This is a genomic window from Pseudomonas rosaeacicularis (assembly GCF_057128745.1).
This window is the reverse complement of sequence record NZ_JBSKHT010000014.1, coordinates 109516-131503: the sequence shown is the minus strand read 5'-3', so window position 1 is coordinate 131503 and position 21988 is coordinate 109516. Positions and strand designations below refer to the sequence as shown.

At 60.4% G+C, this 21988-nt stretch carries 18 protein-coding genes; 7 read left to right on the top strand and 11 right to left on the bottom strand.

What is annotated here, in order from left to right:
- Positions 1 to 27 precede the first annotated feature (27 nt).
- The 4 genes from ACWKWM_RS19040 to ACWKWM_RS19025 all read left to right on the top strand — a co-directional run bounded on the left by ACWKWM_RS19040 (position 28) and on the right by ACWKWM_RS19025 (position 3948).
- The gene (locus ACWKWM_RS19040) at positions 28 to 753 is read left to right on the top strand and encodes a GntR family transcriptional regulator (RefSeq protein ID WP_483847620.1); all 726 of its coding nucleotides are present in this window, start codon (positions 28 to 30) and stop codon (positions 751 to 753) included.
- 116 nt (positions 754 to 869) lie between these two features.
- Complete coding sequence (locus ACWKWM_RS19035) at positions 870 to 1601, top strand: GntR family transcriptional regulator (protein ID WP_483847619.1); 732 nt, start codon at positions 870 to 872, stop codon at positions 1599 to 1601.
- A 146-nt stretch (positions 1602 to 1747) separates the two neighbouring features.
- Complete coding sequence (locus ACWKWM_RS19030) at positions 1748 to 3034, top strand: MFS transporter (protein WP_483847618.1); 1287 nt, start codon at positions 1748 to 1750, stop codon at positions 3032 to 3034.
- A gap of 68 nt (positions 3035 to 3102) precedes the next feature.
- Complete coding sequence (locus tag ACWKWM_RS19025; protein ID WP_483847617.1) at positions 3103 to 3948, top strand: amidohydrolase family protein; 846 nt, start codon at positions 3103 to 3105, stop codon at positions 3946 to 3948.
- Between the two features lie 433 nt (positions 3949 to 4381).
- Here ACWKWM_RS19025 and ACWKWM_RS19020 read toward each other — a convergent pair whose 3' ends face one another.
- From ACWKWM_RS19020 to ACWKWM_RS19010, 3 genes are read right to left on the bottom strand one after another with little or no spacing between them, the layout of a single operon-like run.
- Complete coding sequence (locus ACWKWM_RS19020) at positions 4382 to 5794, bottom strand: efflux transporter outer membrane subunit (RefSeq protein WP_483847616.1); 1413 nt, start codon at positions 5792 to 5794, stop codon at positions 4382 to 4384.
- Positions 5778 to 6944, bottom strand: a complete 1167-nt coding sequence (locus ACWKWM_RS19015; protein WP_483847615.1) for an efflux RND transporter periplasmic adaptor subunit — start codon at positions 6942 to 6944, stop codon at positions 5778 to 5780. Before ACWKWM_RS19015 ends, ACWKWM_RS19020 begins: the two co-directional genes overlap by 17 nt.
- On the bottom strand, positions 6934 to 10167 hold the full coding sequence (locus ACWKWM_RS19010) for an efflux RND transporter permease subunit (protein ID WP_483847705.1): 3234 nt from the start codon (positions 10165 to 10167) through the stop codon (positions 6934 to 6936). Before ACWKWM_RS19010 ends, ACWKWM_RS19015 begins: the two co-directional genes overlap by 11 nt.
- A 205-nt stretch (positions 10168 to 10372) precedes the next feature.
- Here ACWKWM_RS19010 and ACWKWM_RS19005 point away from each other — a divergent pair, with 205 nt between their 5' ends.
- A complete protein-coding gene (locus tag ACWKWM_RS19005) occupies positions 10373 to 10783 on the top strand; it encodes a PA0061/PA0062 family lipoprotein (RefSeq protein ID WP_483847614.1) in 411 nt (136 codons plus the stop codon).
- A gap of 317 nt (positions 10784 to 11100) precedes the next feature.
- On the opposite strand, the gene ACWKWM_RS19000 is transcribed toward ACWKWM_RS19005, so the two are convergent.
- From ACWKWM_RS19000 to ACWKWM_RS18990, 3 genes are all read right to left on the bottom strand, one after another.
- Positions 11101 to 12492 carry a sensor histidine kinase gene (locus tag ACWKWM_RS19000; RefSeq protein ID WP_483847613.1) on the bottom strand — a complete coding sequence of 464 codons (1392 nt, stop codon included), beginning with the start codon at positions 12490 to 12492 and terminating at the stop codon, positions 11101 to 11103.
- A complete protein-coding gene (locus ACWKWM_RS18995) occupies positions 12470 to 13153 on the bottom strand; it encodes a response regulator transcription factor (RefSeq protein WP_483847612.1) in 684 nt (227 codons plus the stop codon). The genes ACWKWM_RS19000 and ACWKWM_RS18995 overlap by 23 nt, the downstream gene beginning before the upstream one ends.
- Before the next feature lie 196 nt (positions 13154 to 13349).
- On the bottom strand, positions 13350 to 14255 hold the full coding sequence (locus ACWKWM_RS18990; protein ID WP_483847611.1) for a formate/nitrite transporter family protein: 906 nt from the start codon (positions 14253 to 14255) through the stop codon (positions 13350 to 13352).
- 138 nt (positions 14256 to 14393) lie between these two features.
- Between ACWKWM_RS18990 and ACWKWM_RS18985 the strand changes: the two genes are divergently transcribed.
- The gene (locus ACWKWM_RS18985) at positions 14394 to 14882 is read left to right on the top strand and encodes an N-acetyltransferase family protein (protein ID WP_483847610.1); all 489 of its coding nucleotides are present in this window, start codon (positions 14394 to 14396) and stop codon (positions 14880 to 14882) included.
- A 93-nt stretch (positions 14883 to 14975) separates the two neighbouring features.
- Here the strand turns inward: ACWKWM_RS18985 and pncA are convergent, their stop codons facing one another.
- The 5 genes from pncA to ACWKWM_RS18960 form a co-directional block, all read right to left on the bottom strand.
- Positions 14976 to 15635, bottom strand: a complete 660-nt coding sequence (gene pncA / locus ACWKWM_RS18980) for a bifunctional nicotinamidase/pyrazinamidase (RefSeq protein ID WP_483847609.1) — start codon at positions 15633 to 15635, stop codon at positions 14976 to 14978.
- 150 nt (positions 15636 to 15785) lie between these two features.
- Positions 15786 to 16751, bottom strand: coding sequence for a D-2-hydroxyacid dehydrogenase family protein (locus tag ACWKWM_RS18975; RefSeq protein WP_483847608.1), 966 nt, complete (start codon positions 16749 to 16751; stop codon positions 15786 to 15788).
- 126 nt (positions 16752 to 16877) lie between these two features.
- Positions 16878 to 17531, bottom strand: a complete 654-nt coding sequence (locus ACWKWM_RS18970) for a DUF1345 domain-containing protein (RefSeq protein ID WP_483847607.1) — start codon at positions 17529 to 17531, stop codon at positions 16878 to 16880.
- A gap of 316 nt (positions 17532 to 17847) precedes the next feature.
- The gene (gene gudD, locus ACWKWM_RS18965) at positions 17848 to 19200 is read right to left on the bottom strand and encodes a glucarate dehydratase (protein ID WP_483847606.1); all 1353 of its coding nucleotides are present in this window, start codon (positions 19198 to 19200) and stop codon (positions 17848 to 17850) included.
- A gap of 48 nt (positions 19201 to 19248) precedes the next feature.
- Positions 19249 to 20601, bottom strand: coding sequence for an MFS transporter (locus ACWKWM_RS18960; protein WP_483847605.1), 1353 nt, complete (start codon positions 20599 to 20601; stop codon positions 19249 to 19251).
- Positions 20602 to 20975: 374 nt separating this feature from the next.
- Here ACWKWM_RS18960 and ACWKWM_RS18955 point away from each other — a divergent pair, with 374 nt between their 5' ends.
- Positions 20976 to 21692 (top strand): FadR/GntR family transcriptional regulator, encoded by a 717-nt coding sequence (locus ACWKWM_RS18955; protein ID WP_483847604.1) that lies wholly within the window; start codon positions 20976 to 20978, stop codon positions 21690 to 21692.
- Positions 21693 to 21988 lie beyond the last annotated feature (296 nt).

Below are 21988 nucleotides of genomic sequence, written 5' to 3'. Positions count from 1 at the left end.
AGGCGTGACCTTTGATGAGGGTTTTGAATGCAAAATTTTGAAGAGCTGGAAGAGCAAGAGTCCCCACGGTTGATGCCCAAGGTCGAGCGTCAACGTCTGCATGACACCGTGGTTGAGCACCTGCGCAGCTTTATTACCGAAGGGGTTCTGGGCCCCGGCACAAAACTCAACGAACGCGAATTGTGTGAAACCCTCGGCATCTCCCGCACGCCACTGCGAGAAGCACTGAAGGTCCTGGCCGTGGAGGGCTTGATTGAGATCAACCCCAATCGCGGTGCGAGTGTCGCGCGCATGTCTGAGCTGGAAATCCGCGAAACCTTTGAGCTGATGAGCGGCATCGAAGCTTTCGCTGGAGAGTTGGCCTGCGAACGGATCACAGCTCAGGAACTGGAAGACATCAAGGCACTGCATTACGCCATGGTGGTCAGCAAAAACCAGAACGACCTGGCTGGTTACTACCAGCGTAACCGCGCTATCCACGACCTCATAAACCTGGCGGCCCGAAATTCGGCGTTACGTCAGGTCTACCTGTCATTGAATCGCCGCATCCAGGCGCTGCGTTACCTGTCCAACCAGCAGGCGCCCAAATGGGAGCGGGCTTTGCACGATCACGAAGAAATGATTGAAGCGTTGCAGGCGCGAGACGGCAAACGCATGAGCAGCATTCTTCGGCACCATCTTCTGGAGAAACGTGACGCAATCATGTTGATGGTCCGCGATCACGCCGAGCACCCCAAGTCTATCCGTCGCTAGGTAGGGCAGAGGCCAGAGGCCAGACGGATGACCCTTGACGGTTACTTGTAACGAGATAATACTTCGCTGAGATTCATATAGATGACTACATAAATACAACAGCGAAGCACTCGAACATGAACCGACTCTCCAGCGACGTCCGTCTCCCGCTTTATCAACGCCTGCGCGATCAGCTTGCTGAGCAGATCGCCAACAATCGCTGGCGTCCGGGGGAAGCGATTCCCACCGAAGCTGCACTTTCCAGCGAGTACTGCCTGTCCACCGGCACGGTGCGAAAGGCCATCGACATGCTTGTCGCCGAAAACATCCTTGAGCGCCAGCAGGGGCGGGGCACGTTCATTCGTCGTCCGCAGTTTCAGTCTTCGTTGTTCCGCTTCTTCCGTTTCCAGACCGCCTCCGGCGAGCGCCAGGTCCCGCAAAGCCGCATCCTGTCCATTGAACCAGTCAGTGCGCCGTCCGCCGTGGCTCAGGCGTTGGGGCTGCCGCTGGACGCGCCGGTGATTCGCATGATTCGCCTGAGATTGCTCGATGCCCAGCCGGTGCTGGCCGAGGAAATCTGGTTGCCTCAGGTTCAATTCCAGACGCTGCTCGAAATCGACCTGACCCGTGAGGGGCCGCTGTTGTATCCGATCTACGAGCAGTTCTGCGGCCAGGTCGTGGCCTACGCCGAAGAAACCCTGACCGCCGAAGCCATCAGCGAAGTTCATGCCCGATTGCTGCAAGTGCCGGTGAACAGCCCCGTGGTGGTGATCGAGCGTCTGGCACGCAACTACGCCGGGCAACCGCTGGAATGGCGCCGCTCGCGCGGGCATGCCGAGCATTTCCGTTACAGCGTGGACATTCGCTAACGACACGATCCCCTGTAGGAGCCAACTTGTTGGCGAGGCGTCTTGGAGCCTACATCGGGACGGACGCCTCGCGAACAAGTTCTCTCCTACAGAACAGCGGTGCGCCAAAACAACTGCCATACGCACACTCATAAGGACAAAAAACCATGTTCAGCTGGTATCGCCAAGTCACCCCGCGTGAGCGCAAAACGTTTTGGGCCTGCTTCGGCGGCTGGTCGCTCGACGCACTGGAAGTACAAATGTTCGGCCTGGCGATCCCGGCGCTGATCGCAGCGTTTGCCCTGAGCAAGGGCGATGCCGGTCTGATCAGCGGCGTGACCCTGGTGACCTCGGCCATCGGTGGCTGGGTCGGCGGCACGCTGTCGGATCGCTACGGCCGCGTCCGTACGCTGCAATGGATGATCCTCTGGTTCTCGGTCTTCACCTTCCTCTCGGCCTTCGTCACCGGCTTTCACCAGTTGCTGATCGTCAAGGCCCTGCAAGGCTTCGGCATCGGCGGTGAGTGGGCGGCGGGCGCGGTGCTGATGGCCGAAACCATCAACCCGCAATATCGCGGCAAAGTCATGGGCACCGTGCAAAGCGCATGGGCCGTGGGCTGGGGTTTGGCGGTCGGCGTGTTCACGTTGATCTACACCTTCGTCCCGGCGGAAATTGCCTGGCGCGTGATGTTTCTGGTGGGCTTGCTGCCGTCGTTCCTGATCATCTGGGTTCGCCGCAACGTCGAAGAGCCCGACAGCTTTCAGAAACTGCAGAAAGAAAACGCCATTCCGCAAAGCTTCTTCAAATCCCTGGCCGGTATTTTCCGCCCCGAACTGATCCGCGTGACCCTGCTTGGCGGTCTTCTGGGCCTCGGCGCCCACGGTGGTTACCACGCGGTGATGACCTGGCTGCCGACGTTCCTGAAAACCGAACGCAACCTGTCGGTGCTCAACTCCGGCGGCTATCTGGCGGTGATCATTTTCGCCTTCTGGTGCGGTTGCGTGGCCAGCGGTTTCTTGATCGACCGTATCGGTCGGCGCATGAACATCGTGGTGTTTGCTTTGGCGTGCGTCGTCACCGTGCAGTGCTACGTGTTCCTGCCGCTGACCAACACGCAAATGCTGTTTCTCGGCTTCCCGCTGGGCTTTTTCGCGGCAGGTATTCCGGCCAGCCTCGGGGCGCTGTTCAACGAGCTGTACCCGGCTGACGTTCGCGGGGCAGGGGTGGGCTTTTGCTACAACTTCGGCCGCGTGTTGTCGTCGGTGTTTCCGTTTCTGGTCGGTCACATGAGCGAGTCGATGTCGCTGGGTTCAGCCATCGGTATCGACGCCGGCATTGCCTATGGCGTGGCGGTGATTGCCGCGCTGTGCCTGCCGGAAACCCGTGGCCGTAGCCTTGAAGCGACGTCTGCGGCCGCTCAGGGTTCTGCCAACGGCGAAACCGCCCGCGCCTGATTTTTTACCTGCGCGGTGCGTTCCTTGCCCAATGGCACGCACCGCGATTCCCTCCATAGATGAGAGCCATGTCTGATACCTGTTCCCAACCGATTCTCGGCATCGATGCCCATGCCCACGTGTTCAGCAGGGAGCTGGATCTCACCACCGCACGACGTTACACACCGGACTACGACGCGACGCTTTCGATGTACCTGGACAACCTGCACGAGCACGGTTTGAGTCATGGCGTGTTAGTGCAGCCAAGCTTTCTCGGTACCGACAACAGCTACCTGCTGGCGGCGCTGCAACAAGCGCCCGAGCAGTTGCGCGGGGTTGTGGTGGTGGAGCGCGACATCAGTCGCGAGCACTTGAACGAGATGGATCGCTGCGGCGTAGTCGGTGTGCGTTTAAACCTGATGGGCAAGGCGCTGCCTGACTTCTCCGAGCCTGCGTGGCGCAGCTTGTTTGCGCACCTCGTCGAGCTGGATTGGCACGTTGAGCTGCACCGCCAGGTGGAGGATTTGCCAGCGTTGATTCGCGGGCTGATGCCGTTCGGGATCAAGATCGTGGTCGATCATTTCGGTCGTCCGGATGCGCGTCTGGGGATCGATCAACGGGGGTTTCCAGAACTTCTGGAGCTGGGTCAGAGCGGACAAGTGTGGATGAAGGTGTCTGGCATTTATCGCCTGGGCGGCAGCGAGCAGCAGAACCTGGATTTCGCCCGTGAGGCTCTGCCGCTGCTGGAGCAGAGCTTCGGCCTGCGCCGGCTGGTGTGGGGCAGCGACTGGCCGCACACGCAGCATGAAAGCAACATCAATTACGCAAGCGTCGTGCAGCAATTGCAGGCGTTAGGCTGCTCGGCGCAGCTGGTGCGCTCGCTGCTGATCGAAGCGCCGCAGGCGTTGTTTGATTTCGCGGTGGTTGAGGTTTGAAGTGTTCTGCAGCTTGGCGCTGAACCCGTGGGAGCGGACTTGTGCCTTCCTCAGATTTCAGCCCCGGCGCAGATCCCTTGTGGAAGCGGACCTGCCCGCGAAAGCATTGGCTCAGCCCATGAAGGTGAATCGGCTGTACATAAGTCTTCGCGGACAGATCCGCTCCCACGGGATTTTGCGCGTTGCTCAAGATTCAGCCCCGGCGCAGATTCAGTGTGGGAGCGGACCTGTCCGCGAATGCATTGGCTCAGCCCATGAAGGTGAATCGGCTGTACATAAGTCTTCGCGGACAGGCCCGCTCCCACAGGATTTGCGGGTTCAGCCACGCCGCAGATTCATTGCGGGAGGGAGCTTGCTCGCGAATGCAGGCGAATGACCGACAGATAGATGTCGGATGTACCGAAGCCTCGCGAGCAAGCTCCTTCCCACAGTGCTAGCTGCTTTTCCACCCACCTCCCAACGCTACCATCAGTCCGACGCTGGCCTGCACCCGGCTGGTGTCCAGCACCTGCAATCTGCGCTGGGCCTGCAACGCCGTGGTCTGCGCTGTAACCACATCCAGATAATCCGTCGCGCCAGCCTCGTAACTGCTCATCGCCATTTTTTCAGCGCTGTTGGCCGCATCTACTGCCGCCTGTTGGTCCGCCGATTCCAGCTGCAAATCTCGCAGTTGCCCCAGGTTATCTTCCACCTCACGCACCGCCTTCAAGACCTGACTGTGGTACTGCGCCGCCGCTTCCTCAAATTCGGCTTTGGCCTGGCGTTCGTTGGCGCTGCGCCGTCCGCCGTCGAAGATCGGCAGGTTCACCAACGGCCCAAGCGCCCAATACCGATTGGCCGCCGCCAGCAGATTCCCGCTGCCACCGGTCATGCCGCCGAACATCCCGGTCAGGCTGAAATCTGGGTACCACGCCGCTTTCGCTACGCCGATGTTGGCGTTTGCCGCAAATACCCGGCGCTCGGCCGCCGCGATGTCGGGCCGTTGTTGCAACAGACTGCCCGGTAACGCCTGGGGTATGCCTGGCAACGGGATCGGCTGTGGGTCGGCGGCCAACGCGAAATCACTCGGCAGCTTGCCGACAAGTTCAGCGATGGCGTGTTCGGTTAGGTTGCGTTGCGCACGCACATCATCAAGCTGCGCCTGGGCTTCGGCCAGTTGGCTTTGCGCGCGGGTCAGGTCCAGTTCCGACGCGATCTTGCCTTCATAGCGGTCTCGGGTCAGTTGCAAGGCCTGGGTGTAATCATCCAACGAAGTCTTGAGAATCTGGCTCTGCGCATCCAGCCCGCGGGCCTGCACATACAGCGTTGCCAGTTGCCGCTGCAGGCTCAGCCGCGCCACGGCCAGATCGTCCGCCGAGGCTTGCGCTTGCGCATCGCCTGACGCCACTTGATTGCGGATCTTGCCCCACAGGTCGAGATCGAAACTCAGACTCAGGCCAACAGTGTCGCTGTTGTAGACCGAAGGCTGAGTGTCGCCGCGCAGCGGCCTGCGGTCCGACTGACGCTGACGCACCGGGCCGCCGCTGGCGTTGATCTGCGGGAATAATCCCGCGTGCAGCTGACTGGCGAAGGCCTGCGCCCCATCGAAATGCGCGAGCGCGGCGGCCAGGTCCGGGTTGGCGTTCAGCAGTTGCTGTTGCAGGTCATCCAGTTGGCGATCACCGAGCAACGTCCACCACCGGGCCTGCAACTGATCGGCCGGTTGCGCCGGATGCCATTCACTCACCGGTTGTTCCTTGTAGTGCTCAGGTAGCGTCGTGACCGGCGTCTGATACGTCGGCGCCAGCGAACAGCCCTGCAACGTCATCGCGATCACCAGCGCCAAACCTTCAAGCCTTGGGCGCATGAGTACCTCCGGCGTCGGCCAGTTGCACCGGATCGTTTTCACGCAGAGCGTCGGGCGGGTTGTCGACAATGCGATCGGCAGGCTTCAAACCCTGATCGATCACCAGTCGGTCGCCCAGATCCATCGCGATGTGGATATCGCGCAAATGTACATGTCCAGCGCCGTCCAGGGTCGCGACCTGAGTGCCTTTGGCGCGGAAAATCAGCGCGCTGGCGGGGATGCTCACGGCACGGCTGTTGGCCGCGACCTTGAGCGTTGCTTCGGCGTAATCGCCAGGCATCAGCGCGCCGTCGGCGTTGTCCGCTTCGAATTGCGCGAGCAAGGTGCCGGAACGCGGATCGACCGCCGTGGAGTCGCCCAGCAATCTGGCGCTGAAGGTCTGGCCTGGATGTTCCGGCACCGTCAGTTGCACCTGCATGCCGGGGGTGATGACGCTGGCGTAGTTCTGTGGCACCGGCACATACAGGCGCAAACGATGGGTGTCGGCCATGTTGAACAGCGGCGCGGTGCCGCCGTCATCGGCTTTGATCAACTGACCGATGTCGGTGTTGCGCGCCGTGATGGTCCCGGCGAACGGCGCGCGAATGGTTTTGTACGCCTCCAGGTCCGACAGCCGTTGATAGTCCGCCGCAGCGGCCTGCATGTCCGCCTTGGCAGCCAGCGCGCCGGAGGCTTTTTCGTCCACTTCCTGCTGCGACACCGAATGCGTGGCCAGCAAATGCTGCCAGCGGCTGGCGGTGGTTTCGGCGATGCGTGCGGTGGCTTGCTCTTGCGCCAGGTGAGCGCGGGTCTGGGCCAGTTGCTGGTCGAGTTCCGGGCTGTCGATCTGCGCCAGAATCTGTCCGGCCTTGACCTGCGTACCGATGTCGGCACTCCAGCTTTTCAGGTAGCCGCTGACCCGCGCATTGATCGGCGCCTTGCTCCAGGCCTCCAGATGCGCGGGCAACTGCAGCGTATCGCCCGCTGCGTTTTGCGAGGGCTGGATCACGCTGACCACCGGCAGCGAGTGGCTTTGCGTCCAGGCATCGACCTCGTGTTCATTCCGGGTGCGGGCGGCCAGACCGTTGGCGACCAACAGCGCCGCCAAGGTCAAGCCGCCGACGCCGACCAGCATCAGGCGTTTGCGCGAAGGGGCGTTTTCAGACGACATGGGGTGTTTCTCCACTGTGAGCGCTTGGTTGAGCAATAGGTTTGGAATGGCGGTGCACCAGGCTGAACACCACCGGCACAAACAGCAGCGTGGCGGTGGTGGCGAGGATCAGGCCGCCGATCACGGCGCGTCCCAGCGGCGCGTTCTGTTCAGCGGAAAGCGCCAGCGGCAGCATGCCGAGAATCATCGCCAGCGCGGTCATGCACACCGGTCGAAAACGGGTGTAGCCGCCTTCCAGCGCCGCCAGCATCGCGTCGCCGTGTTCGGCCAGCCGTTCGCGGCAGAAACTCACCACCAGAATCGAGTTGGCGGTGGCCACGCCCATGCACAGGATCGCCCCGGTCAATGCCGGTACCGACAGCGAGGTGTTGCTCAAAAACAGCATCCAGACGATGCCGGCCAAGGCGGCGGGCAGGGCCGTGATGATCACGAACGGATCGATCCACGACTGGAAATTCACCACGATCAGCAGGTAGATCAGCACCACCGCGCCAATCAGCCCGAGGCTCAAACCGCTGAAGGCTTCGTTGAGCGCGTCGATTTGACCGTGCAACGTCACCGTCGCGCCTTTGGGTCGCAGGTGCGCGGTGTCGTCGATGACTTTTTGCACATCCTTGGCGACGCCGCCCAAGTCCCGGCCCTGCACGTTGGCGTACAGATCGAGGGTCGGCTGGATGTTGTAGTGCGTGACCACCGCCGGGCTTTCGACGCGCTTGATGGTCGCCAGCCCGCCGAGGATTTGCGACTGGCCGTTGCTGCCGGTAATCGGCAGCGCTTCAAGGGTCGGCAGGCTGTCGAGACGGTATTGCGGCGTGGCGGCGACCACCGAATACGACACACCGTTTTTCGGGTTCAGCCAATACGTCGGCGCCACTTGGGACGTACCGGCCAGTGAGGCGCCGAGGCTGGTGGTGACGTCGTGCTCGGTGATGCCCAGTTGCTTGGCGCGCAGGCGATCAACGTCCACTTGCAGCGACGGGTAACCGGTGGATTGCTGGATGCGCAAATCGGCGATGCCCGGCACGTGTTGCAGGCGCCGTTGCAGTTCCAGGGCGTAGGCGCGGTTGGCTTCGCCATTGGGGCCGGAGACTTTCAGGTCCAGCGGGGCGGGGGCGCCGAAGTTGAGGATCTGGCTGCTGATGTCGGCAGGCATGAAAGCAAAGTGGCTGCCGGGGAAGCTTTGCGGCAGGGCTTCGCGCAGGCGTTTGACGTAATCGGCAGTCGGCGCGTGCTCGGGTTTGAGCGCCACCTGAATGTCACCATCCTGCGGGCCAATCGTGCCGCTGCTGCTGTAGGCCATGTCGATGCCACTGAGCGGGATGCCGATGTTGTCGATCACCGTGTCCAGCTCGTCCGCCGGAATGATCTCGCGGATGCGCTGCTCGATGCGGTCGAACGCGGCGGCGCTTTCTTCAATGCGGGTGCCCAGCGGCAAGCGCACGTGCAGCGACAACGCGCCTGCGTCGGTGGCCGGGAAGAAGTCTTCCCCCAGGCTTGGCAGCAAGGCAAAGCTTGCCAGCACACAGGCGAGAAACCCCAGCAAAAAGCGTTTGCGGGCTTTCAACGCCAGGCCGAGCAAGCCGTAATAAACGTCTCGGACGGCAGAGAAGCCACGCTCGAAACCCTGCTGGAATTTCAACCCGGCCAGCAGCAGCGGGTTGCGCCGAGGCGCGTGTTGATCACCTTCGTGGTGGTTGATGAATTCATCTTCCGGGTGATGCCCCGGACCGCTTTCCAGCACATGGGGCTTGAGCAGGAACATCGCCAGGGTCGGCACCAGCGTGCGCGACAGCAGAAACGAGCTGGCCATGGCGAAAATCACCGCCAACGCCATGGGCCGGAACAGGTAGCCGGCGATGCCCTGGAGCATGAACATCGGCACGAACACGATGCAGATGCACAGCAGCGAAACGAACGCCGGGCCGACGATTTGCCGGGCGCCATCCAGGATCGCGTCCTTGACCGCCTTGCCTTGTTCCAGGTGCCAGTTGATGTTCTCAATGGTCACCGTGGCGTCGTCCACCAGAATCCCCACGGCCAGTGCCAGCCCGCCGAGGGTCATGACGTTGAGCGTCTGGCCGCTGACCGCCAGCAGCGCAATGGCTGACAACACGGCCAGAGGGATCGATGCGGCGATGATCAGCGTCGAGCGCCAACTGCCGAGGAACAGCAGGATCATCACGCTGGTCAGCAACGCGGCGATGATGCCTTCGCGAGCGACGCTGCCCACCGACTGTTTCACGAACACCGAGGCATCGCCCAGCAGTGACGTTTTGAGCGCAGGCGGCAGGGTTTCATTGATCAGCGGCAGCATGTTGCGGATGCCGTCGACGATAGACAGCGTCGAGATATTGCCGTTTTTAAGCGCCGGCATCAGCACCGCGCGATGGCCATCGACTCGCACGATATTGGTCTGCGGGGGCGAGCCGTCACGCACATGGGCCACCTGGCCGATGGTGATCAACGCTCCGTCGACAGTCTTGATCGGCAGGTCGTTCAGCTCATCGATGGCTTTGGGGCTGTTGTTGAGCAGCACGGTGTATTCGTCGCTGCCCATCTTCGCCGTGCCCACCGGGATGATCTGGTTACCGGCGGCCAGCGCATTGCCGACGTCCTGCGCCGACAGTCCTTTGGCGGCCAGCGCCTGTGGGTCAAGGTCGAGGGTGATCTGCCGTTGTTTGCCGCCCATGGGCGTTGGCATCGCCAGCCCCGGCACGGCGCTCAGCGGCAGACGAATGCTGTTCTGCACCAGATCGCGAATCTTCGCTTCGGACAGCGTCGGGCTGGAGAACGCCATTTGCAGGATTGGCACTGTCGAGGCGCTGTAATTGAGGATCAGCGGTGGGGTGATCCCCGCCGGCATCTGCTTGAGTACGGTTTGTGAGACCGCTGTCACCTGAGCGTTGGCGGTGCGGATATCGACGCCGGGCTGGAAGAAAATCTTGACGATGCCCATGCCCGGCAGCGATTGCGACTCGATGTGCTCGATGTCGTTGACCGTGGTGCTCAGCGAGCGTTCATAGGTGTAGATCACGCGTCCGGCCATGGCGTCAGGCGACAGACCGGCGTACTGCCAGACCACCGCGACCACCGGAATACCGATGTCGGGGAACACATCGGTCGGCGTTTTAAGCGCCGCCATCGGCCCGACGATGCAGATGAATATTGCCAACACGAGGAACGTGTAGGGCTTTAGCAATGCAGTCTTGACCAGCCCGAGCATGCCGGAACCTCCCATTTCGATTCACGGCAGTCTTGGCGCCGGGACCTAACAGGCAGCCGTCAGGCGAATGAACAAATAGTTAGCCCGGTGCACAAGGAGCTTTCATGGGGGATTCATTTGTTGTTCATCTGCGGCACGCGCAGCCTTGGCTCATCGAAATTCACCCTGCGCCACAGGGATTTTTCCATCTGCCGAGGTTTATGTCATGAACGCCAAATCGTTGCTGCTTGTGCCCATGTTGGGTCTGGTCGCCGTCCTGTCCGCCTGTGCAGGCCCCATGCCCAAAGCCGATCCGAGTGAAGCCTGGATCGGCCTGCAGGAAGAGCCTGCCGGTGTGCTGATGGCGGAGGACCTGGACGGCAAGCGACTCAATGACGGGCGCTATTTCGAAGTCAAACCCGGTGCCCACAAACTCGACTTGGACCTGATCGTCGAGGGCTACGGCGATGACGGTGAAATGAACTGCCAGACCGGCATCAAATTCGATCAGTTCAAGGCCGGCGAGCATTACAAGCTGGTCGAGTCCAGTCTGGGCGAGGAATACCGCGTCAAGCTCGAAGACTCCCACGGCAAACAGCTCGGCCACAGCAAAGACTTCACCTGCCTGCCAGGCTAAACAGAACGCTCCCTTCAACGGTCTTCGTTGAGCCCACGGTGAAAGCTGTGGGCTTTTTTTGTCTGCAAGCCGGATTCCTGCGCCCTCCGGGCAGAAGCGGATGGCGCGGTGCTCGATGATGATCGTTCCCACGCTCCGCGTGGTAACGCCGTTTTGACGCTCCGCGTCACTGGCGAACTGGACGCGGAGCGTTTGCCGATGCATTCCCACGCGGAGCGTGGGAACGATCAAAGCTGTGGCGGGATCGGGGCCGCTTCGCAGCCCATCGTCGGCAAGCCGGACGCCTACGCCCTCCGGGCAGAAGCGGACGGTGGCATTCACCCCAACGCCAACACCTGCCGGCACTCCAGCACCAGACTCGCGCCACCCGACGGGCTGGTGCCGATGTGCAGTTTGAAGCCGTGCAGGTTGACGATGGCGGCGACGATGGACAGACCCAGACCAAAGCCGCTCTGCTGATTGCCGCTGTCGCTGCGGTAGAAACGTTTGAACACGGCCTCGCGTTCGGCGGCAGGGATGCCGGGGCCGGTGTCCTGGACTTCGATGAAGGTGGCATCACCTTCGGCGCGGGCTATCAAAGTGACCACGCCGCCCGGTGGAGTAAATTTGATCGAGTTGCTTAGCAGGTTCGACAACGCTTCAAACAGCAGCGCCCGATCCCCCACCAGCGGCGGCAGGTGTTCGGCAATCTTCAGCTCCAGCGACACGCGACCTTCTTCGGCCAGCGGCAGGTAGAAATCATGCAGTTCCTGCAGCAATGGGCGCGGGTCCAGCCGATCAAAGGCCGAGCGACGTTGATGGTCTTCAAGCTCGGAAATCCGCAACAGCCCGCGAAACCGCGCCATCAGCGTATCGGCGTCGGCAATCACCTGGGCCATTTGCTCACCTTGGGGCGAGTCTTCCGGGGACTGCTGCTGAATCCGGTACAGCTGCGCGCGCAGACGAGTGAGCGGGGTGCGCAGGTCATGGGCAATGTTGTCGCATACGCCCTTGACCTCGTTCATCAACCGTTCGATGCGATCGAGCATGGCGTTGACGATGTCCGCCAGCATGTCCAACTCATCGCGGCGATCGGACACTGGCAGACGCCGCGCCAAATCCCCTGTGACGATGGCTTCGGCGCTGGCCTGGATCGCGCGAATACGTTGCAGTGGTCGCCGCCGCAGCAAATGCCAGCCGGCGATACCCGGCAGAATGGTCAGCGAAATGCCCCACAACAGCGCCCGCAGGATCAACGTGGTCACGGCAAACAGCGAACCGTTGTCGCGCACCAGCACCAGCCAGCGGTTGTCCAGCGTGTGAATGGCCACGGCGTCGCAACTGGCGCGAGGCAGGTTCGGATCATCGGAGTCGATGCAGGTGTCCAGTTCCTCGATCTGGCCATTGAGCGGCAAGCCGGCAGGAATGGCGTGGATTGGCCCGCTGATCGGTTTCAGGTCTTTGTCGAACAAGCCGTAGGCATCGACTGAGCGCATGTCGAACTTGTCGCTGGTGGCGAGGGCGTCGTCCAGTTGCGCGCCCTGAAAACGCGAGAATAACTGTTGGCGCTGCATCAGCGAGTGGCGGGCGAGGGTGTTCAGGTAACTGGTGACTTCCCAGTACAGCACCCCCATAAGGATGCTGCTCCAGGCCACGAACAAGAAACTGTAGAGCGCCAGCAATCTACTGCTGGAAGAACGCCAGCCCTTAGACGGGTTCGGCAATGACATATCCTGAGCCTCGAACGGTTCGAATCAGGGGCGTCAGGGTAGGGGGATCGATTTTCTTGCGCAAGCGACCGATGTGTACGTCGATGAGGTTGGTGCCGGGGTCGAAGTGATAACCCCAGACTTCCTCGAAAATCATCATGCGGGTGATGATCTGGCCATTGTTGCGCATCAGGAATTCGAGCAGTTTGTATTCAGTAGGCAACAGGTTCAGCGGCTGGCCTGCGCGACTGGCTTCACGAGAGATCAGGTTCAGCTCCAGATCTGCAACGCGCAGCATGGTTTCAGCCTGAGTGCTCGGATGGCTGCGGCGCAGCAGCACCTCGACCCGGGCGGCCATTTCGTCTGATGCAAAGGGTTTGGACAGATAGTCATCGCCACCTGCGCGCAAACCGCGAACACGTTCATCGACATCAGACAGGGCGCTGATCATCAGAATCGGCGTGGAAATCCCCAGCGCGCGCATGGTGGTGACAATCGCCAAACCATCCACTTCAGGGAGCATACGGTCCAGGGTAATCAGGTCGTAATCACCGCTGACGGCGCGTACCAAGCCTTCGCGGCCGTTGTCGACCCAGTCTACGTGGAGGCCGTGGCTGCTTAACTCAGCTACGATCTCCTTCGCGGTTACGGCATCGTCTTCGATCGTCAAAATTCGGGTCATTGGTTTGCCTGAAGCAATTGCGACTGGAAGCTGTAGTTTGCCTATAAATGCAGCAGATATTTCTGAATAAATATTTAGGAAAGGGGCTGGCGCGGTTATTTGGTCCCTGTAGGAGCCAACTTGTTGGCGAGAAATGGAGGCGGCGAATCAGGTCCGGCGCCTCGCGAATAAATTCGCTCCTACAGAAAGTCAGGCGTTACTTCTGGGGTAGACGTTCTTCCTGAGTCTGGTTTTTCTTGCTGGAGTTACCTTTCTCCTCTTTAGGCGTCCCGCTCTCACTCCTGATCTGCGCATGGCTGATCAGGGCAAAAATAAAGCTGCCACCAATGATGTTGCCCGCCAGCGTCGGGCCTGCAAACACCAGCCAGAAATCCTTCCACGGCAGTTCACCGGCAAACACCAGATACGAGACTTCCGCCGAGCCGACGACGATGTGAGTGAAATCCCCCAGCGCCATCAAGTAGGTAATCATCACGATGATCACCACCTTGGCGGCTTCCATCGAGGCGATCATCCAGACCATGGTGGCGATCATCCAGCCGGAAATAATACCCTTGGCGAACATGGTGCCGACGTCGTTTTCCATGATCTTGCGACCGATCTCAAGAAAAGCGTGGTCAGTCTTGGTGTCGAAAATCGGCAGGTGCAGCATCACGTACGCCACCAGCAAGGTGCCGCACAAATTGCCCACCAGCACCACGCCCCACAGGCGGAATAACCGGGCAATATTGCCAAGGGTAAATTTGCTCATGATCGGCAACACGGCCGTGATGGTGTTCTCGGTGAACAGTTGCTGACGCGCCAGAATCACCGCCAGAAAGCCCGCGCAATAGCCGAAACTGGCGATGGCCTTGAAACCTTCGCTGTCGGGCAGTCTTGAATTGAGCAACCCCATGGCCATCAGCGACAGGCCCATGGTCAGGCCGGCCGCCAGGGCTGACCACCACAGGGCGGTGACGCTGCGCTCAAGCTCATGATCACCCTGGGCGCGGATGGTTTCGTGCAGGACCGCCGCGCGGGGCGGCTGGTTTTCGTCGATGTCCTGTTCTTCCTTGGCGGTCAGCCCTGGGGTCTTGCCGTCTTCTTCTTCCTGATTTTGCATGGGTGTTCCTTGGGGCGATGATCTTGGGGAGACGGCATGGCGTATGAATGCTGCGCCGGACTGTTGCTTGAGACACAATCTGTCATCCGTCGTTCGCCCCTGAACGATGTCGTTTTGCCGCACCCTGGGAGAGTAAGTGTGACCCTTCAGATTCGAGATGCAATCCGCGCTGACGCCGAGGTAATTCTGGGCTTCATCACTGAGCTGGCGATTTATGAAAAAGCCGAACACGAGGTGCTGGCTGACGTCGCTGATATCCAGCGCAGCCTGTTCGACGACCCGGCGTCCCCGGCCAAAGCGCTGATCTGCCTGCTGGATGACGAGCCGATTGGTTTTTCCGTGTACTTTCTCAGCTATTCCACCTGGCTGGGCCGCAAGGGGCTGTATCTGGAAGATCTGTACGTGTCGCAACAGCATCGCGGTGTTGGCGGGGGCAAGGCGCTGCTGCGGCATCTGGCGAAGATGGCGGTCGACAGCGGCTGCGGGCGTTTTGAATGGAGCGTGCTGGACTGGAATCAGCCGGCGATTGATTTCTATAAATCGATTGGTGCCGAACCGCAGGATGAGTGGGTGCGGTATCGGATGGAGGCCGCGAACCTGACTGATTTCGCCTCAGGCAAACGCTGATCACTTTGCGAGCGAAACCCCTGTAGGAGCGAATTTATTCGCGAGCCGTCATCATGTGTACGCCTGTAAAACGTCTCGCCAACAAGTTGGCTCCTACAGAGAAGGGCTCAGCATATCCGGGCTCTGAATACGCCCAACCCCTGCCGCCAGCATCTCGCTCCACGCGTTGTCCAGCGATCCACCCAGATCTATCGCCCGACACGCATCCTCGATCACCCAGGTATTGAACCCCGCCGTCCGCGCATCCAGTGCTGACCAGGCGACGCAGAAATCCAGCGCCAGGCCGACCACGAACACGCTGTCGATCCCGCGCTCTTTCAAATACCCAGCAAGCCCTGTGTGGGTGGTACGGTCGCCTTCGATAAACGCCGAATAGCTGTCGATCCCGAGATTGCAGCCCTTGCGCAGGACCAGTTGCGCATGTGGCAGGTGCAGGTCCGCGTGCAGATCGGCGCCGTGGGTGGCTTGAACACAATGGTCCGGCCACAAGGTCTGCGGGCCGTAGGGCAGGGTGATGCTGTCGAACGGTGCATGTCCGGCGTGAGTCGAGGCGAAAGAAATATGGCCCGCCGGGTGCCAGTCCTGCGTGATGACCACGTTGCGAAATTGCGCGCCCAGGCGATTGATCAACGGCACCACGGCGTCGCCATCGGCCACCGCCAGCGCACCACCGGGCAGGAAGTCGTATTGCATGTCGATGACCAGCAAGGCGCAGCGCGGGGCGGAGGGCGAAGGTGGGGGGGTTGAGGTCATCAGCTAAAGTCCTTGATGAAAATTCTTTATGTCGACGCGGCCCTCGTGGGAGCGGACCTGTCCGCGAAGACTTACGTACATTCGATACATTTTTGGCGTCTGTAGCATTGCATTCGCGGACAGGTCCGCTCCCACAGTTGGTCGCCGTAGTCAGCCAAACAACCGAATCGGCGTTCCCGCGTGCCACGCCTGTATGTCTTCAATCATCTGGCTAAAGAACATCCGGTAATTGTTCTCGGTCACGTAACCCACATGGGGCGTGGCGAGCAGGTTGGGCAGCGAACGAAACGGATGATCGACCGGCAGCGGCTCTTGGCCGTAAACATCCAGCGCGGCGCCGGCAATTTTCTTCTGTTTGAGCACTTCCACCAGGGCGTCTTCGTCGACAATCGGACCGCGGGCGGTATTAACCAGATACGCCGTCGGTTTCATGCGGTTCAACGACTCCGCGTCCACTAGGCCCCGGCTGCGATCACTGAGCACCAGGTTCACCGAGATCACGTCCGACTGCTCAAACAGCTCGGCTTTGCTGACGTAAGTCACGCCATGCTCGGCGGCACGTTCGGCGGTGAGGTTTTCGCTCCAGGCGATGACCTTCATGTCGAACGCCTGGCCGTATTTGGCGACCTTCTGGCCGATGCTGCCCAGCCCGACGATGCCCAACGTCTTGCCATACAGATCGCTGCCAATGCCGATCTGCCAGTTGCCGGCGCGTAGGGAGTTGGCTTCATCGACGATGTTTCGGGTCACCCCCATGATCAGCGCCCAAGTCAGTTCCGGCGCGGCGAACTTGTAGCTCTCGGTGCCGGCGACCTGAATCCCCAGGCGCTTGGCCCCCGCCAGGTCCAGTGCGGCATTGCGCATGCCACCTGTCACCAGCAACTTTAACTTCAGCAATTGACTGAGCAGCGCTTCGTCGAAAATCGTGCGTTCGCGCATCACGCAGATGACCTCAAAATCCTTCAGGCGCGAAACCATGGTTGCGGTGTCGGCCGGGAATTCATGCAGGAAACTTACCTCGCCAATCGCGTCCAGTCCGGACCAGTCCACCACGTCGCTGGCCACCGATTGCCAGTCATCAAGTACTGCGATTTTCACAGGAGCAGCCTGAGTCATTTGGGAGAGGCCTCATTCAAGCAAGACATTGGATTTGTGGCGCCCACACTACGCCCAGGCATGTGTCAGTGGAACAGGCGCCGGAGGGATTTCATGTGATTTTTGCACTGCACAAAACGCTGCGCGTTAGCCAAATAGCCCAGCAGCGATGTTGATGGAGAAGCCGAGAATCGCGGTGTTGAACACAAACCCGATCAGCGATTGCGCCAGCACCACTTTGCGCAGCGCGCGAGTGGCAACGCCCACATCCGAGGTCTGCACGGCAACGCTGAGGGTGAAGGAGAAGTACAGAAAGTCCCAGTAATCGGGGTTCAACTCGCCATCGGCGAAACGCAGGGCGGGGTCTTTGCCGCGCCAGGTGTAGAACAGTCGCGCGTAATGCAGGCTGAAAATCACCCCGGTGATCAGCCACGAACCGACAATGGTCAGCCCGGTAAACGCGTAATGCAAAGCCTTGTCTCCCGGCTGCATGGCCTTGGCCCCTGACAGCTCCAGAACGATGGCCGCTAAACTCGCAATCGCCGCCACGCAGACCATGACCAGCACCAGCCCGGCGTTCTCGTCCTCGATCTCGGCGATACGTTTCACGTCCTCGGCTTTGGAGCGCGAGGTGCGCAGCATGATCAGCGCAAGGTAAATCCAGACGCCGACGTTCCAGGCGATCAGGCATTTGGTAATCAGGGTGATCTGCGGGGCGATAAAAGCAGAAGTGATACCCGCCGTCACACCCAGGGCGACAGCGATGGAAAGGCGAGGGTGGGTCTGGGAAAGAAGAGGCATGACAGGCTTCGCGGCAGGGACATGCAGGCACATTAGCATGCAGCGACAACGCAAAGAAAAACGGCGCGCAAGGGGATACGCGCCGGTCGCCAGATGGCAATTAGCTGAAACTGCATAAGCTCAGTCGATCGGGAGACCGCATTGGAGCGAGCGGAGTTGGTCTCAGACCGCTAATTCGGCACCGCCGCAGATCTAAATGTGGGAGCGAACCTGTTCGCGAAGACCGCGGTTCAGCCGATAGAAATGTGCCGGGTGCACGGGCCTCTTCGCGGACAGGTCCGCTCCCACGGTTAGCATCAGCCTTCGCTCCAACCTCTCAACGGACCAGACACGGCGCCTTGTTGTTGAATTTCCAGTCCGGAATCAAGAACTGCATCGCCGCCGCATCATCCCGCGCGCCCAGACCCATGCCTTTGTACAGCTCGTGGGCCTTGGCCACCTGATCCATGTCCAGCTCCACGCCCAGGCCCGGTTTTTTCGGCACCTGCACGTTACCGCCAACAATTTGCAGTGGCTCTTTGGTCAGGCGCTGGCCGTCTTGCCAGATCCAGTGGGTGTCGATGGCGGTGATGTTGCCCGGCGCGGCGGCGGCCACGTGGGTGAACATCGCCAGCGAGATATCGAAATGGTTGTTGGAATGCGAGCCCCAGGTCAGGCCCCATTCGTTGCACATCTGCGCCACGCGCACCGAACCCTGCATGGTCCAAAAGTGCGGGTCGGCCAGCGGGATGTCCACCGATTGCAGCTGAATCGCGTGGCCCATTTCACGCCAGTCGGTGGCGATCATGTTGGTGGCGGTGCGCAGGCCGGTGGCGCGACGGAACTCGGCCATGACTTCACGCCCTGAGTAACCGTTCTCGGCGCCGCACGGGTCTTCAGCGTAGGCCAGCACCTTGTGTTGATCGCGGCACAGGCGGATGGCTTCTTTCAACGACCAGGCGCCGTTAGGGTCCAGGGTGATACGCGCCTTAGGGAAACGCTCGGCCAACGCCGTGACCGCTTCGATTTCGGCATCGCCGCTGAGCACGCCGCCCTTGAGTTTGAAGTCCTCGAAGCCATAACGCTGATGCGCCGCTTCAGCCAGACGCACCACCGCTTCAGGGGTCAGGGCTTCTTCGTGACGCACGCGGAACCAGTCGTTGTCGGCGTCTTCTTCGGTGCGATAGGCCAGGTTGGTTTTCTTCTGATCGCCGACGTAGAACAGATAACCGAGCATCTTCACTTCATCACGCTGCTGGCCTTCACCGAGCAGAGCGGCGACCGGCACTTCCAGGTGCTGACCGAGCAAATCGAGGAGGGCTGCTTCAAGACCGGTGACTGCGTGAATAGTGATGCGCAGGTCAAATGTCTGCAGGCCACGGCCGCCGGAATCGCGTTCAGCGAACGCGTGACGCACGTCGTTGAGAATCTTCTGGTACGTGCCGATGGTCTTGCCCACCACCAACGAGCGGGCGTCTTCGAGGGTCTGGCGAATGCGCTCGCCACCGGGAATTTCGCCGACGCCAGTGTGGCCGGCGTTGTCCTTGATGATCACGATGTTACGAGTGAAATATGGGCCGTGGGCGCCGCTCAAGTTGAGCAGCATGTCGTCATGGCCGGCCACGGGCACGATCTGCAAGTCAGTGATGACAGGGGCATTGCCGGTGTGCTGATTGTTTTGAGTGCTCATTGTTTAATCCTTGGCTTGATGCTTTGAAAGCTCATTCAATGGTCGGAATCAAGGGTGCGCGGTGGTCGGGGAAGCACCCGCGGCCATCGGCGCAGCGTCATGTTTCTTGGTGGTGCGTACGAAGAACACCAGCACGGCTGCGATGATCGACGTCGCGGTCAGGCCATACAGCCCGCCCTGAATCGAGCCGGTGTGTTGCTCCAGCAAACCGAAGGTGGTCGGCGCAACGAAGCCGCCCAGATTGCCCACCGAGTTGATCAGCGCGATGACGCCAGCGGCAATCCGCGCATCCAGATAACCCTGAGGAATCGGCCAGAACAGCGACGAGGCAGACTTGAAGCCCATGGCCGCAAAGCAGATGGCGATGAAGGCAAATATCGGCCCGCCAATGGTCGACATGAACATCCCGGCCGCAGCGATCAACAGGGCACCGGCGACCCAGGCCTGTTGATGCTTCCACTTCGCCGACAGCGAGGCGAACGCGTACATGGCGACGATCGCGATAAACCAAGGGATCGAGTTGAACAGGCCGACCTGGATATCCGAGAGATCGCCCATCTTCTTGATGATGCTTGGCAGCCAGAACGTGGCAGCGTAGATGGTCAGCTGAATGAAGAAGTACATCAGGCAGAACATCAGGATCTGCCGGTCTTTGAGCAGCTTTCCGATGGAAAGCTTCACAGGGCTTGCCGCTTCACGGGCGGCCTGTTCAGCATCGATGGCTTGAGTCAGGGCGTCTTTTTCAGCCTGATTCATCCACTTAGCGTCTTGGGGTTTTGAGTCCAGCCAGAACCAGACGAATACGCACAGGCCGACCGAGAACAGGCCTTCGATGAGGTACATCCACTGCCAACCGTGCATGCCAAAGCCTTCGATTTGCAGCAGCAGGCCGGACAACGGACCGGAGATCACCGAGGCAAATGCCGAACCGCTGAGGAAGATCGCAATGGCCTTGCCACGTTCAACGCCGGGCAACCAGCGGGTGAAGTAATAGATCACGCCAGGGAAGAAACCGGCCTCGGCCACGCCCAGCAGGAAACGCAGGATGTAGAAGTGGGTTTCGGTCTGGATGAAGGCCATGCACGCGGCGACGATGCCCCAGGTGAACATGATCCGGGTCAGCCAGATGCGCGCACCGACTTTCTGCATGAGGATGTTGGAGGGGACTTCGAAGAGTGCGTAAGCGATGAAGAACAGGCCGGCGCCAAAACCGTAGGCGGCGGCACCGATGCCCAGATCGTGCTCCATGTGGCTACGCACGAACCCGATGTTGACCCGGTCGATGTAGTTCACGATGAACATGATGACGAACAGCGGAAGGATGTGGCGTTTGACTTTGGAGACCGCCGATTGCAGGACGGAATCCGGGCTGTCATGCGCCCCGGTAGAGGATGCGTTCACTGTGTTGACTCCCACTGATTATTTTTATGCGGGTTGTAGCCTGGTGTGTGTGTAACGAGGGTCGTTGCCCTGTTGCCAGTCATCATACAAGTTAAGTGGGGGCGCGCAACTGAATTTGCTGGATTTGCCTGTTGTCTGATCGGCAAAAATTTGAGCCTATCATACAAGTTGAATGAGCAGGATAGCCAGGGCCAGAACCTCGTATTCAGGGGCATCCCACCCGTGAGTGGTGGTGCGGGAGGGCTGATTTCTGATCGTTGTCTGCCTGCAACGCCGTGTAAAAAGACAAGTTCAAGAAGGCAAAATCCAGTCGCTCGTGTGCTCGGTGATATGCTCGCCGCTTCCCGACCCAGGCTTTTTTCGGACTCGACTCCATGCAAGACCCCACCCAGAACCTGATTCCCAAACGCCGCGCTCACAGTCTGGCGACTGATCTGGTCACTGACCTCAGTCAGCGCATTCTGATGGGCAAGATCGCACCGGGCGACAAATTGCCTTCCGAGAGCGAAATCGTCGGCCAATACGGCGTCAGTCGCACGGTGGTGCGCGAGGCGATTTCCAAATTGCAGGCATCGGGGCTTGTTGAGACACATCAGGGCAAGGGCACGTTCGTGCTGCAGCGCGCAGAGCAAAGCGGCTTGCATCTGAAAGTGGAAACGGCGTTCAGCGTGCGTCACATCATCGAATTGCGCATGGGCCTGGAAACCCAGGCGGTGGCGCTGGCCGCCATGCGTCGCACCCAGGAACAGCTCACGGCGATGCGTCAGGCGCTGGACGATTACCAGGACTTGCTGGCCAAGGAGGATAGCTGCGTGGAGCCCGACAAGCGCTTTCACCGGCTGATTGCCGAGGCCACGGGCAACCCGTATTTCGTCGAGATCATGCAGCATCTGGGCGCCACCATCATCCCGCGCAGCCGCATCGCCAGCAGCGAACGGGCCGGAGCCAACCTGACGCGCCATGCCTATTTCGCCAATCTGGAACACGAAGCCATCCTCAGCGCCATCCGCCGTCAGGACCCGGATGCGGCGAGGGCTGCGATGTGGACGCATCTGAGTAATAGCCGCGAAAGACTGGCTCCATTGGAATGACGTCCGTGTGCTGTAGGAGCGAACTTGTTCGCGAGGCGGTTTATCGGCACTGCAGACGGGCACGGATTTTGTGGGAGCGGACCTGTCCGCGAATGCAATCGGTCAGGCGCTGCAAATGTGTGGGATTTATAGGCCTTTTCGCGGACAGGTCCGCTCCCACGGGATTTGGACTTACATCAGATTGCTGTGGCGTCCAAAGTCCCCTGTAGGAGCGAACTCTTCGCGAGGCGGTTTATCGGCACTGCAGACGGGCACGGATTTTGTGGGAGCGGACCTGTCCGCGAATGCAATCGGTC

Bases quoted from the DNA above. Each gene is read 5' to 3' on its own strand.
- ACWKWM_RS19040 (WP_483847620.1), top strand. From the start codon at position 28: ATGCAAAATTTTGAAGAGCTGGAAGAGCAAGAGTCCCCACGGTTGATG.
- ACWKWM_RS19035 (WP_483847619.1), top strand. From the start codon at position 870: ATGAACCGACTCTCCAGCGACGTCCGTCTCCCGCTTTATCAACGCCTG.
- ACWKWM_RS19030 (WP_483847618.1), top strand. From the start codon at position 1,748: ATGTTCAGCTGGTATCGCCAAGTCACCCCGCGTGAGCGCAAAACGTTT.
- ACWKWM_RS19025 (WP_483847617.1), top strand. From the start codon at position 3,103: ATGTCTGATACCTGTTCCCAACCGATTCTCGGCATCGATGCCCATGCC.
- ACWKWM_RS19020 (WP_483847616.1), bottom strand. From the start codon at position 5,794: ATGCGCCCAAGGCTTGAAGGTTTGGCGCTGGTGATCGCGATGACGTTG.
- ACWKWM_RS19015 (WP_483847615.1), bottom strand. From the start codon at position 6,944: ATGTCGTCTGAAAACGCCCCTTCGCGCAAACGCCTGATGCTGGTCGGC.
- ACWKWM_RS19010 (WP_483847705.1), bottom strand. From the start codon at position 10,167: ATGCTCGGGCTGGTCAAGACTGCATTGCTAAAGCCCTACACGTTCCTC.
- ACWKWM_RS19005 (WP_483847614.1), top strand. From the start codon at position 10,373: ATGAACGCCAAATCGTTGCTGCTTGTGCCCATGTTGGGTCTGGTCGCC.
- ACWKWM_RS19000 (WP_483847613.1), bottom strand. From the start codon at position 12,492: ATGTCATTGCCGAACCCGTCTAAGGGCTGGCGTTCTTCCAGCAGTAGA.
- ACWKWM_RS18995 (WP_483847612.1), bottom strand. From the start codon at position 13,153: ATGACCCGAATTTTGACGATCGAAGACGATGCCGTAACCGCGAAGGAG.
- ACWKWM_RS18990 (WP_483847611.1), bottom strand. From the start codon at position 14,255: ATGCAAAATCAGGAAGAAGAAGACGGCAAGACCCCAGGGCTGACCGCC.
- pncA (WP_483847609.1), bottom strand. From the start codon at position 15,635: ATGACCTCAACCCCCCCACCTTCGCCCTCCGCCCCGCGCTGCGCCTTG.
- ACWKWM_RS18975 (WP_483847608.1), bottom strand. From the start codon at position 16,751: ATGACTCAGGCTGCTCCTGTGAAAATCGCAGTACTTGATGACTGGCAA.
- ACWKWM_RS18970 (WP_483847607.1), bottom strand. From the start codon at position 17,531: ATGCCTCTTCTTTCCCAGACCCACCCTCGCCTTTCCATCGCTGTCGCC.
- gudD (WP_483847606.1), bottom strand. From the start codon at position 19,200: ATGAGCACTCAAAACAATCAGCACACCGGCAATGCCCCTGTCATCACT.
- ACWKWM_RS18955 (WP_483847604.1), top strand. From the start codon at position 20,976: ATGCAAGACCCCACCCAGAACCTGATTCCCAAACGCCGCGCTCACAGT.